The following is an 11790-nucleotide window of genomic DNA, read 5'->3' on the forward strand; positions in this document are numbered from 1 at the left end:
ACGTGCCGGTGCCCGGCGCGGTTCGTTTCAGCGCGGGGCGATCCCGTCGTAGAGGACCCTCATCACGTCGGCGAGGTAGGCCTCGGTGTCGGCGGGGTCGGCGCCCGCCTTGAACATGACGAAGCCGTGCAGGGTGGCGGACACGGTCATCGCGATGGTGAACGGGTCCCCCTCGGCGATCTCCCCGGCGGCCTGCCCCTCCCTGATCGGGCTCACCACCGAGTCGAGCATGCGCCCGACCGCCGCCGCGAGCTGTTCGGAGACGTCGGGGTCGTGCTTGCGCGTGTACATGAGGTCGAGCAGGGCGGGGTGCTCGACGGCGAACCCCACGTAGGTGCGGGCCAGCCTGGTGAGGTTGGCGAGGGTGTCGTCCCCCTCCCCGTCCCCGGCCGCGCGCTCCAGGCGCTCGGTGAGCCGCTCGAACCCGCTGAGCGCCAGGGCGTCGAGCAGGGCCTGCTTGTCCCTGAAGTGGCGGCCGGGGGCGGCGTGGCTCACACCCGCCTCACGGGCGAGTTCGCGCAGGGACAGCGCGGCCGGGCCACGCTCGCCGAGGGCGCGTTCGGCGTTGGCGAGGAGGGCGGCGCGCAGGTCACCGTGGTGATAGGGGCGGTCGGGCATGGCACCAGGATAGGCGGGATGTTTCTGCCGCCAGCATTGTTGTCATTGACCACTTGGCTCGGGGTCGCCTACGGTGGCGCGATGAAGACGAAAGCGGTCACGATCCCCGACCTGAGCGGCCGCACGGCGGTCGTCACCGGGGCCAACAGCGGCCTGGGCCTGGAGACCACCCGCGTCCTCGCCGGCAAGGGCATGCGGGTGGTGATGGCGGTGCGCGACGAGGAGAAGGGGCGGACCGCCGCGAAGTCGGTCGGCGGCGACACGGAGGTGCGCCGGCTCGACCTCGCCGACCTGGGGTCGGTGCGCGCGTTCGCGCAGGAGTGGGACGGGCCGATCCACCTGCTCGTCAACAACGCGGGCGTGATGGCCCTGCCCCAGTCGTACACCAGGGACGGGTTCGAGACGCAGTTCGGCGTCAACCACCTCGGCCACTTCGCTCTCACCAACCTGTTGTTGACGCACGTCACCGGTCGGGTGGTGACGGTCTCCTCCGACCTGCACCGGGCGGCGCGCGGCATCGACTTCGACAACCTGCAGTTCGACTCCGGTTACACGCCGGGCCGCGCCTACGCCCGGTCCAAGCTCGCCAACCTGCTGTTCACGCTGGAGTTGCAGCGGCGGCTGGAGGCGGCGGGGTCGCCGGTGCTCTCGACCGCCGCCCACCCCGGGTACGCGGCCACCAACCTCCAGAGCCACGCCGCCAACCCCCTGGCCCGGGCGCTGATGGCCGTGGGGAACAGGCTGATCGCCCAGAGCGGGGCCGCCGGAGCGCTGCCCACGATCTACGCCGCCACCCAGGACGTGCCGGGGGCCGCCTTCGCCGGTCCCACGAAGATGGGGGGAACACGCGGCGCCCCCGGACTGTGCAGCCGGAGCGAGGCGGCGTGGGACTCGGTCGCCGCGCGGCGGCTGTGGACGGTGTCCGAGGAGCTCACCGGCGTGGGGTTCCCGGATCTGGTGCGGGGCGACTGAACCGGTCCGCCGCACCGCCTCGTCCCTGAACAGCCGCGCCCCCGTACGGTCGGAGAGCTCCGGACGGGGGCGCGGCGGCGGTGCCACCGGGGAACGGGTTACGGGACCAGGGTCAGCTCGTCCACCGCGGCCTCCGCCACACCCTCCCGGGAGACGGTGAACGGCAGGGTCTCGCCCGCGGCCCACGCCTCCAACTGGTCGTCGTAGTTGGGGTGGAAGGCGTGCCCCGAGTTGCCGGTGAGGTGGATCCAGGTGGAGGCGTCCCGGTCGGCGAGGTCCACCACCATGCGCATGGAGGGCACGGCGGAGATCTCGTAGCCCTCGGCCGTGTTCCAGCCGGTGGCGTTGACGATGCTGGACCCGCCCGAACTCTCCACCGGGCCGCGGTTGAGCAGCCACTCGACCGGGCCGATCCCGGAGGTGCCGAAGGACTGGTTGGTCGCGGTCAGGGTGTGCAGGTCGCCCCAGCGCCAGTCGGCCGGGTCCCCGCCCAGGCGCTCGGTGAGCTCCTCGGCGGCGGCGTCCATCGCGGCGGCCAGGACCTCGTCGCGACCGCTGGCGCCCTCGCCGTCCCACCAGGCGGACTCGGGGTCGGCCAGCAGCCGGTTGACCACGTACATCCCGCGCGAGCTGCCGCTCATGGCCACGCCGTCGCCCAGCTCGTCGAAGAGCAGCGGCAGCAGGTGGCGCCAGAACGCCTGGTAGAAGGCGGCGCCCGCCGAGTCGGGGCCGGTGTGGCCGTCCCAGCCGCGCAGCAGGTCCTGCGCCTGGGCCGTGACGCCGTCCACCTCGACCTCCAGCAGGTGGGGGAGGGCCTCGGCGGCGGCCAGGTGGTAGGAGTCCATGTGGATCGCGGACATGTCCGCCGAGGTCACCGGGCCCTCGGTGATCGCCTGGTCGAGGAGGTCGTTGATCCGCTGGCTCCGGTAGCCGTAGTCCCAGTCGTCGGTCAGGTGGTGGGGGTACTCGCTGTCCACGAGGGACTGGTTGGCGGTCACGATGACCCCGGAGCCGGGGTTGTACACGCTGGGAAGGTCGTCGAAGGCCAGGTAGTCGCCCCAGTCGTAGGCGGAGTCCCAGCCGGGGGCGGGCCAGCGGCCGTCGCCCTCGCCGCGCACGGGGACGCGGCCGGGCGCCTGGTAGCCGATGTTGCCCTCGGCGTCGGCGTAGACGAGGTTCTGCGCGGGGACGTCGAAGCGGCTGGCCGCCTCGCGGAAGTCGGCCCAGTCGCGGGCGCGGTTGATGGCGAAGATGGACTCGGCGGTGGTCCCGGGCTCCAGGGCGGTCCACTGGAGGGCGACGCCGTACTCGAAGCCGTCCGCGCCGTCGGCGGAGTCCGCCCCGCCGTCCTCCGCCTCCGCGGGTTCGGCGATCTGCGGGTTCTCGGTCACGGGGGCCAGGTGCGACCCGGCCTCGGCGTCGGAGATCAGCGGGCCGTGCCCGGTCAGGCGGACGGTGATGTCGACGTCCTCGCCTCCGGCGACGGCGATCGTCTCCTCGACGACCTCCAGGGGGACGCGCTCACCGTCCACGATGTGGTGGTCGCCGTCGATCCGCTCCACGTAGAGGTCCATGACGTCGGGGTTGAGGTTGGTCAGCCCCCAGGCGATGGACTCGTTCTGGCCGATGACCACGCCGGGCAGGCCGGAGAAGCTGAACCCGGTGACGTCGTAGGGGCAGGCGTCGGTGATCTCGTTGCAGTGCAGTCCGACCTGGAACCAGGTGGAGGGCATCGACGCGCCCAGGTGGGGGTCGTTGGCCAGGAGCGGCAGGCCGGACTCGGTGTGCTCGCCCGAGACCACCCAGGAGTTGGAGCCCAGGTCGGAGCTGGAGGCGGGGCCGAGGAGGCCGGGGATCGCCTCAAAGATCCGGTCGAGGCCGTCGACGGCGGCGAGGGCGTCCTCGGGGAGGCCGGGCCCCGTGGACGCGGCGGCGGGGGTGTCCGCGGACTCGGGGACGCCGGTCGTGCCGGAGGTGTCGGTCGGGGCCGCACCGGGGGCGCGGCGCTCGTCGGCCTGCGCGGCGTCGGTCCCGGCGCCGTTGAGCTCGTCGGTCGCGGTGATCGGCGTGTGCTGGTCGACGGGGTAGGCGGGGTAGAGCTCGTCGATCTGGTCGCGGGTGAGGCCGGAGGCGAGGAGGACGGCGCGCTCGGTCTCCTCGCTGAGGTTGCCGCCCAGGTCCCAGGCCATGGCCTTCAGCCAGGCGAGGCTGTCGGCGGGCGTCCAGGCCTCGATGGCGTAGTCGTCGGCGGTGACGGCGAGCAGGCCGTGCTCCAGGCTGGCGGCGGTGCCCTCGTGCTCCCCGATCCAGGCGTTGACGCCCTCGGCGTAGGCGTCCAGGTGGCCCTGGGTCTGCTCGTCGAGCAGGTCGTACTCCTGCTCGGCGACGCGCCGCCAGCCCATCGTGCGCAGGTAGGCGTCGGTCTCGACCTGGTCGGGGCCGAACAGCTCGGCGGTCCGGCCCGCGGTGACGTGGCGGCGGAAGTCCATCTCCCAGAAGCGCTCCTGGGCGTGGGTGAACCCCTGGGCCATGAAGAGGTCGTGCGAGGTGTCGGCGTAGACGTGGGCGACGCCGTACTCGTCGCGCAGGACGCTGACGGGGGAGTCGAGGCCGGGGAGGGTGAGCTCGCCCGAGGTCTCCGGGAAGGAACGGCGGACGGCCCATATCCCCAGCAGCGTGGCGGTCAGGGCCAGCACCACGACGGCTGCGAGAAAGCCCAGAAGTACGCGAACGAGGGCACGGCTGCGCAAGACACTCATGCCGGAACACTAGAGTGCGCGGCGCCACGTGATCCAGGTCTCTGGAGCGGTCGACCCAATTGTTACCTACGGGTAAATACCGTGCGGCGCAGGTTTCCCACGTTCCGGAGTCACCCGTCTCGTTCGCCCCGCCCGTCCTGTCGCCGCGCAGTGCCAGACTCCGTCGGGTGACCGGGCCCGCGACCGGGCGTCCGGTGCACCGCGCGACGGAAGGGACACGGGAGACCAGTGCGTATCGAACGGCACGAGGTGCGGGCCGAGGCCCTGGCCAAGGCCACGAGGGGCTTCGCCGACGAGATCGGCGGCGCCGTCCATCGGGAGCAGGAGGCGGGGCGGTCCCTCCACGGTTGGGACTTCATCGCCGGTGATCTGCTCGCCTACGCCGGAGCGCGGTCGGCGGAGCGGCCCGGGATCGACGCCGACGCCTTCACCGCCCTGTACTCGGCGGCCGAGGCCCGGATCGGGGCGCTCAAACTGGACCACGCGCCCGCCTCCGCCTCGTTCTCCGTGGACACCACCTACACGGGCACCGGAGTGATCTACGAGGGGAGGGGGGAGGGCACCAGCCCCAGCACTCCCTCGGCCTGGAAGTGGATCCGGACCCTGTACCTGTGCCTGGTCGCCGGGATCCACGAGCAGAACGCGAGTGCCCTCATCTCCCTCGCCTCGACCTTCGACGAGGGGGAGGTCCTGGCGCGCGCTCTGACCTACTACCTCTTCCCCGAGACGGGGGCCGAACGGGACCAGATCCTCGGCTACGTCGACACCGCGGTCACCGGGATCGCGGGTGAGGGGAAACTGCCCCACCCCGACCTGATGCAGCTGCACACGCTGCTGTCCGGCGAGGAGGAGCTCTTCCGGAAGCTGATGACGACCCGGATCCAGGCCCACCGTGACGGGGCGTCCGAGGATCACCCCGCGTCCCTCCTGCCGATCGAGGCGATCGCCTTCGCCGCGATGGCGGTCCGGATCGAGGGGTGGGAGCAGCCCCTGGACACCGACTACCTGCCCCGCCGCCTCGTCCTGGGGGAGGAGAGGTGGCGCGTTCCCCGCGTCGGTGCCTACGGCGCCGACAAGGACGCCGGGGCGCTGCGGGAGCTGGCCGAGGGGCGGTTGGCCGTGGAGCGAGAGGCCGACGTGCCCGAGCACATCGACCGGATCCTGGAGCGCTGCGACGAGTACAGCGCCGAGAACCTGGGAAAGGACTGGGCTCCCGGGGCGGTGCGGGAGCTGCGCCCGTGGTCGATCCACCGCCGCGCCGAGGACGAGCTCAGCTGCTTCCGGTACCGCTCGCTGGTCGACCCGCGGGCCCGCGACCCGCGTCAGCTGGAGGCCCTCACCCACGCCTCCCAGTACACCGCCGGGGTCTTCGCCGCCGTGACGGCCGAGGAGGACGTCGAGGTCACCTTCGGCCGGACCACCGGCTTCCTGCGTCCCATGAAGCCCAGCCGCGACACCAGGGAGGAAGCGCGCGTGGCCGCCGTCGAGTACGCGGTGCTCTCCGGCTCCCGGGAGCGGCTGGACGCGCTGCTGGCCCACCCCACGGGCACCTTCGACTCCGCTTCGGCCAGGATCGGCGTCAACGTCTACCAGCGGTACCGGGCGGCGTCGCTCGCGTACCTGCGCGCCGAGACGGCCCGGTGCGGCACCGCCGAACCCGGGGCGCGGGACGCCGCGGAGCTGGTGACGGAGGCCCGCGCGGCGACGGACGACGCGCTGACGGCCCTGTCCCGCCACCGGGCGGCCCCAAACTCCCCGCCACCGCCGGTCGTGCTGCTCTCCCAGTTGGTCGCCGGGGACCGGGAGGGGTTCGCCCTGGCGCTGGCCGACGCGCTGGAGGCGCACAGGGACGCCTACGGCGTGGGTGAGATGCGCGGAAGGACTGAGGGATACGTCAACACGCGTCTGCTCGCCCTGGCCTGCCTGGCGCGGGCCCGCGGCTGGGACGTCCCCGTGGAGAGCGACTACCTGCCGGCTGGCGTCCTGGACCACGCCGCCGGGCTCTTCGCCGGCGCCTGAAAGCCCTGTGGCGTAGGGGATCGGGGTGGTCTAGGTTGGCCGCGAACGACGGTCGACGAACGAAGGGCCCCATGACCACCCCCTCCCCGAACCACCCCCTGGACACGTCGGTGCCGCACTCGGCGCGCGTGTGGAACTACTGGCTGGGCGGTAAGGACAACTACCCGGCCGACCGGGCCGTGGGCGACCAGATCCGTGCCGCCAACCCGATGATCGCCGAGATCGCCGTCGCCCAGCGGGCGTTCCTCGTGCGCACGGTCCGCCACCTGGTCACCGAGGCCGGTGTCGACCAGTTCCTGGACGTGGGCACCGGGCTGCCCACCGCCAACAACACCCACGAGGTCGCCCAGGCGCACGACCCGGCCGCGCGGATCGTCTACGTCGACCACGACCCGCTCGTGCTCACGCACGCCCGGGCCCTGCTCACGGGCAGCCCCGAGGGCGCGACCGACTACATCGACGCCGACCTGCGCGACCCCGAGCGGATCCTCCGGGAGGCCGCCGGGACGCTGGACCTGTCCCGTCCGACCGCGCTGTTGCTGCTGGGCATCACCGCGCACGTGGTCGAGGACGGGGAGGCCTACGCCCTCGTCCGCCGACTCGTGGACGCCCTGCCCGTCGGCAGCTACCTGGTGCTGTGCGACGACACCGACGTCATCGCCCCCGCCGAGATGGACGAGATGATCCGGCAGTGGAACGAGGCAGGGGAGAACCCCCGGGTCAACCGCACGCCCGAGCGGATCGCCGGGTTCTTCGAGGGCCTGGAGCTGCTGGAACCGGGCGTGGTCTCCGTGACCGAGTGGCGTCCGGACCCGGCCGAGGTGGGCGCGGTCCGGCCCCTGGACGACTTCGGCGGGGTCGCCCGCAAGGGGTAGCGGGGTGCTGGTGTCGCGTCCGCGGCCGGGGGTCCGGCGGGGTTCGTACTTGCGCGATGGGACCTGGACATCTAATGTCCATGATTATGCGGATGTCCGAAGGGGTCGAGTGGGGCCTGCACAGCTGCCTCAACCTCACGTGGGTGGGCCCGGAGCGGGCGGTGCCCAGCGCCAGGCTGGCGGAGTTCTACGGGCTGCCCGCGGCGTACATGAACAAGCAGCTCCAGGCGTTGGCGCGGGGCGGGATCGTGTACTCGACCCCCGGTCCGCGCGGCGGCTTCCGGCTGGCGCGCGCCCCCGAGGAGATCACCCTCATGGACGTGGTGGGTGCGATCGAGGGGCGGGAGGAGGCGTTCCAGTGCACGGAGATCCGGAACCAGGGGCCGGGCGCGCCGGACGAGCCCCCGGTCGGTTCCTGCCAGATCGACCTGGCCATGCGCAGGGCCGAACTCGCCTGGCGGCGTGAGCTCGGGGCGCAGACGCTCGCGGAGATCAAGGCGTCGGTGGAGCGCACGGCGCCCGAGGCTCCGGTGCGCGTGCGGAGCTGGTTCGCGGCCGACTGACCTCGCGGCCGACCGACGACGACGGGCCCCTCCCCGGGAGGGGCTTTGCTTGGGGGTAATCCTGGATGTTTCCTATCTATGTTTATGAGTTCTCAGTGTTCGAGGTGGTGACGTGAGCGCCCCGAGCGGGGGCGTGCGCGGCGGAGACGTCTCAGGCGGGGACGCCGTCCGGACGGACGCCCCCGGCAGCCGTAACGCGTGGTTCGCGGTGTCGGCCGTGGCGCTCGGGATCTTCGCGCTCATGACCACCGAACTGCTCCCGGTCGGACTGCTCACCGTCGTCGGCGCGGACCTGTCCGTCAGTGAGGGGACGGCCGCGCTCATGGTCACCGTGCCCGGGCTCGTGGCGGCCGGGACGGCACCGGCGGTCGCCGTGTTCCTCGCGCGGGTCGACCGGCGCACGCTGCTGGCCGTGTTCATCGCGCTGATGACCGCCGCGAACGCCGTCTGCGCGCTCGCCGACCACATCGCCCCCGTCCTGGTCGCCCGGGTGCTCGTGGGGGTGGGGATCGGCGGGTTCTGGGCGATCGCCGGGGGGCTGGCGCCCCGTCTCGTCCCGGAACGCCACGTGCCGCGCGCGACGGCGGTGGTCTTCGGCGGGGTGTCCTCGGCGTCGGTGCTGGGTGTGCCGCTCGGGACGCTCGTCGGCGACCTCGCCGGGTGGCGGGCCGCCTTCCTCGCGGTGGCCGCTCTGGGGGCGGTGGCCCTGGTCCTCCTGCTCGTCCTGTTGCCGACCCTTCCCGCCCGGGCCGCCACGCGCCCGGCCGACCTGCCCACGCTGCTGGTGCGGCACCGGGGGGTGCGCACGGGGGTGGTACTGACGCTGCTGCTGGTCACCGGACAGTTCACCGCCTACACCTTCGTCCGGCCGCTCCTGACCGACGTCGCCGGGGTGGACGCGGCGCTGACCGGCGTACTGCTGCTGGTCTACGGGGTGGCGGGGATCGCGGGGAACTTCCTGGCCGGGAGCGGCCGGGACGTCCGCCGCACCCTCCTGTTCATCACCGCGGGGCTGACCGCGGCGCTGGGAACGCTCGCGTTCCTCGGCGGTGTTCCCGTCGCCGCCGTCGCGGCGCTCGTCGTCTGGGGCCTGGCCTACGGCGGGGTGTCGGTGGGTGTGCAGACCTGGATGCTGCGGCACGCGCCGGAGGTCCCCGAGGCCGCCACGGCGCTGCTGGTCTGCGCGTTCAACCTGGCCATCGCCCTGGGTGCGCTGCTGGGCGGGCGGGTGGCCGACGGGTTCTCCGTCGCCGCGACCCCGTTGGCGGGGGTCGTCCTCATCGTCCTGGCGGGCGCGGTGCTCGCCGGGTTCCGCACATCGAGTCGAAGGAGCTGACATGGCGCACACGCTGAGCAACCCCGAGGGCCTGCACGACCCGGTGCCGTTCGGGTACTCGCACCTGGCCGAGACCTCGGGAGAGCTGGTGGTCGTCGCGGGGCAGTACGGGTCCGACCCCCAGGGCGGGGTGGCGGTGGCGGACTTCGCCGGGCAGGTGGAGCTGGCCTTCGCCCACCTGGGCACGGCGCTGGAGGCCGCGGGGTTGGAGTACCGGCACGTCGTCCGGCTGGGGACGTACGTCGTCGACCACGACCTGGGCAAGCTGGAGGTCCTCGGGGAGCGCGTGCACGCGATCTGGGGCGGGAAGCCGCCCGCGCAGACCCTCCTGGGGGTGGCGACGCTGGCGCTGCCGGGGATGCTGTTCGAGGTCGACGCGTTGGCCGTTCGGGGCTGATGCTCGTTGTGCCGCTCGGGCGGCGGCCGTGCCGGTCGCCGCCCGAGCGGGAGGGCGTTCGGCTCAGGTGGCGGGGGAACCGCCGGTGGCGAGGTAGACGCGGACCAGGCTGGCGAGTTCGTCGAACTCACCCTGTCGTGGGGGAGGGGCGGGGACCGGGGCCAGGAGGTCACCGACCGGGACCCGTGGCCGGGGGATGGTCGCCGTCGCCCGACGCTGGGGGCGCGGGTACATGTAGGGGCGGACGAGTGCCCCGCCGGTCTCGTCGGGGTCGGTGGCCGAGGGCCCCGGGATCGCGGGGAGTGGCCTGGACTCCTTGGGTGCGCCGGGCGGGAGTTCGCGTCGGTCCGGAGTGGGGCCGATCGCGGTTCGAGTCGGCGTGCTGGGGACGAACACGCAGGCCAGGGCGGTCGCCAGCGCTGTGGTGACGAGGGCCCAGAGTTGGCCCGCGAGGGTTCGGTGCCGCCTGCGGTGGCGGCCGGTAGTGTGTGGCACGGTCGTCCTCCTGCTTGGTTCAGGTGGTTGATCACGCCCCGGCTCGGTGGTCCTAAGCACCGATCGGGGCATCTGTGTCTCTGTGGCCTGGGCGGGTGTCATCGGCCTTGTGGGGCTGCGCTTCCCACCAGGGCTTCAGGTGTCCAGGTCGCGATCGGGGTCGATCAGCGCCCACACGGTCAGCGGCCCGCCCGGGCACCCGGTCCACCACCACTTCTCCGCCAGCGCGGCTACCAGGCGCAGCCCGCGCCCGGACGGCTTCGCGTCGTCAACGTGCTCGGTCAGGGCCGGAACCGTGATCGGCCGCAGGGCCCGAGGGCCGTCGTCGGTCACGGAGACCAGGACGACCCGGCCGGGCAGCACCTCCACGGTGACCTTGACCCGACCGCACCGGCCGCCCGAGGCGGTGTGGACAACGGCGTTGGTCGCCAGCTCACTGACGACCAGCTTGACGACGGTGGTCGCTTCCTCGTCCAACCCGGTGGCCCCCGCGCACCAGGTTCGGATCCGGCCGACCTGCGCAGGTGTCCCGTCGAAGTACGCGGCGGACACCCCCAGGCGCTGGCTCCTGACACGGACCGGCAACCCACCCACCACCCGCCGGTCCTGGCTGTGGCCGCATCGCGGCCTCGGCACCTCGAATCCGGACATCGCAGCTCCTCGGGTATCAGGATCTGGGCCACTGCGTAGTCGGTGACCGCCAGGTCCACGACGGCGCGGTGGCCGGTACACGGAGGTTCAGCCGCCTGGGGCACACTGAGCGTGTGACCGACAACCGCTCCACCAACAGCGGTCCGCGCGGGATCGAGTCGATTTAGGGGGGCTAAACCTCGTCTTCGACGACAGTAGACCCACCTTTCCGCGATTGCAATAGGGGGGCTAAAGTCTGGTGGAGCAACCGATCATGAGGACGCACCTTGGACGCCAGGACATTGCACGACATCGCCGCCATCTCGGACCCGGTAGAGAGAGCCCGCGCGGCCTCCTCAGCAATGACCACTTTGCAGGGGCAGAGCGTGGAACTGTCACGGATCCGGCGTGGCGCCATCGTGGAGGCCCAGAGGTCGGGCATGCGCCAGGACGAGATCGCCCGGCAGCTCGGAGTCTCGCCGGGCCGGGTGAGCCAGATGAAGAAGGCGGGCAGCAGCACGTCCCACAAGGCGCCCGAGGGGCCACTCGAACCTCGCCCCCGTGTCCTCGTGCAGCGCGCACTCCCGACGCCGCCGAGTACTCGCGGATCCAAGAGCCTCTATCTCACCGAGGCCGAGCAGCAGGGGCTCGAACCGAAGCGAAAGATGCTCTTCGTCGGTCGAGAGCCCGCTTCCGAGCATGTCGCCACCGGTCTGCGCACGGAACCAGGCGATGATGTGGTCGCGCGGCGGAAGATGTTCTGGGCGAACGATGTCCCGGTGCGCATCTCGACCTCCTATTTCCGCCTCGACGTGGCGGAGGGGACCCGGCTGGCGGGGGAGGGTTTCGTCCTCCCCACCCTCCAGGACGCGATCGAAGGCCTCGGGCACGCCTTCGGGCACGCCACGGAAACCCTGACCGTCCGACCGCCGACGCCCTACGAGGCGGACCTCCTCGACGTGCCCGACGAGTGGGTCGTCCAGGTGCTCCGGGTCAGTTACTCCGCCGAGGACGTCCCCGTTCACGCTCTGGAGACGATCTGCGCCGCATCGCGGCATGTCTTCCCGATCGGCCAGGCCGTCGGTTCCGACCAGTTCTGACCCGGTGAGACTGGCGGCCTTGCCGT

The 11790-nt window shown here is 72.4% G+C and carries 11 protein-coding genes; 7 read left to right on the forward strand and 4 right to left on the reverse strand.

Annotation, left to right across the window (positions count from 1 at the left end; all coding sequences use genetic code 11):
• Positions 1–27 precede the first annotated feature (27 nt).
• Positions 28–618, reverse strand: coding sequence for a TetR/AcrR family transcriptional regulator (locus ACTVAJ_RS23770; protein ID WP_470390452.1), 591 nt, complete (start codon positions 616–618; stop codon positions 28–30).
• Positions 619–699: 81 nt separating this feature from the next.
• On the opposite strand from ACTVAJ_RS23770, the gene ACTVAJ_RS23775 reads away from it, so the two are divergent.
• The gene (locus ACTVAJ_RS23775; RefSeq protein ID WP_470390453.1) at positions 700–1590 is read left to right on the forward strand and encodes an oxidoreductase; all 891 of its coding nucleotides are present in this window, start codon (positions 700–702) and stop codon (positions 1588–1590) included.
• 98 nt (positions 1591–1688) lie between these two features.
• Here ACTVAJ_RS23775 and ACTVAJ_RS23780 read toward each other — a convergent pair whose 3' ends face one another.
• A complete protein-coding gene (locus ACTVAJ_RS23780) occupies positions 1689–4349 on the reverse strand; it encodes a penicillin acylase family protein (RefSeq protein WP_470390454.1) in 2661 nt (886 codons plus the stop codon).
• Positions 4350–4577: 228 nt separating this feature from the next.
• Between ACTVAJ_RS23780 and ACTVAJ_RS23785 the strand changes: the two genes are divergently transcribed.
• The 5 genes from ACTVAJ_RS23785 (at position 4578) to ACTVAJ_RS23805 (ending at position 9539) form a co-directional block, all read left to right on the forward strand.
• Entirely contained in the window at positions 4578–6368 is a 1791-nt protein-coding gene (locus tag ACTVAJ_RS23785; protein ID WP_470390455.1) for an immunity 49 family protein, read from the forward strand.
• Positions 6369–6439: 71 nt separating this feature from the next.
• The gene (locus tag ACTVAJ_RS23790) at positions 6440–7243 is read left to right on the forward strand and encodes an SAM-dependent methyltransferase (RefSeq protein ID WP_470390456.1); all 804 of its coding nucleotides are present in this window, start codon (positions 6440–6442) and stop codon (positions 7241–7243) included.
• 92 nt (positions 7244–7335) lie between these two features.
• Complete coding sequence (locus tag ACTVAJ_RS23795; RefSeq protein WP_470390457.1) at positions 7336–7806, forward strand: RrF2 family transcriptional regulator; 471 nt, start codon at positions 7336–7338, stop codon at positions 7804–7806.
• Between the two features lie 112 nt (positions 7807–7918).
• Complete coding sequence (locus ACTVAJ_RS23800) at positions 7919–9142, forward strand: MFS transporter (RefSeq protein ID WP_470390458.1); 1224 nt, start codon at positions 7919–7921, stop codon at positions 9140–9142.
• A 1-nt stretch (position 9143) separates the two neighbouring features.
• Positions 9144–9539: a RidA family protein gene (locus ACTVAJ_RS23805; protein WP_470390459.1), complete on the forward strand. Its 396-nt coding sequence runs from the start codon at positions 9144–9146 to the stop codon at positions 9537–9539.
• 63 nt (positions 9540–9602) lie between these two features.
• On the opposite strand, the gene ACTVAJ_RS23810 is transcribed toward ACTVAJ_RS23805, so the two are convergent.
• Together ACTVAJ_RS23810 and ACTVAJ_RS23815 are read right to left on the reverse strand one after the other, a co-directional pair.
• The gene (locus ACTVAJ_RS23810) at positions 9603–10034 is read right to left on the reverse strand and encodes a hypothetical protein (protein WP_470390460.1); all 432 of its coding nucleotides are present in this window, start codon (positions 10032–10034) and stop codon (positions 9603–9605) included.
• 135 nt (positions 10035–10169) lie between these two features.
• Positions 10170–10685 (reverse strand): ATP-binding protein, encoded by a 516-nt coding sequence (locus ACTVAJ_RS23815; RefSeq protein ID WP_470390461.1) that lies wholly within the window; start codon positions 10683–10685, stop codon positions 10170–10172.
• 341 nt (positions 10686–11026) lie between these two features.
• On the opposite strand from ACTVAJ_RS23815, the gene ACTVAJ_RS23820 reads away from it, so the two are divergent.
• The gene (locus ACTVAJ_RS23820) at positions 11027–11764 is read left to right on the forward strand and encodes a GntR family transcriptional regulator (RefSeq protein ID WP_470390462.1); all 738 of its coding nucleotides are present in this window, start codon (positions 11027–11029) and stop codon (positions 11762–11764) included.
• Positions 11765–11790 lie beyond the last annotated feature (26 nt).

It is taken from the genome of Nocardiopsis sp. KDC1DS13DA1 (assembly GCF_055632325.1).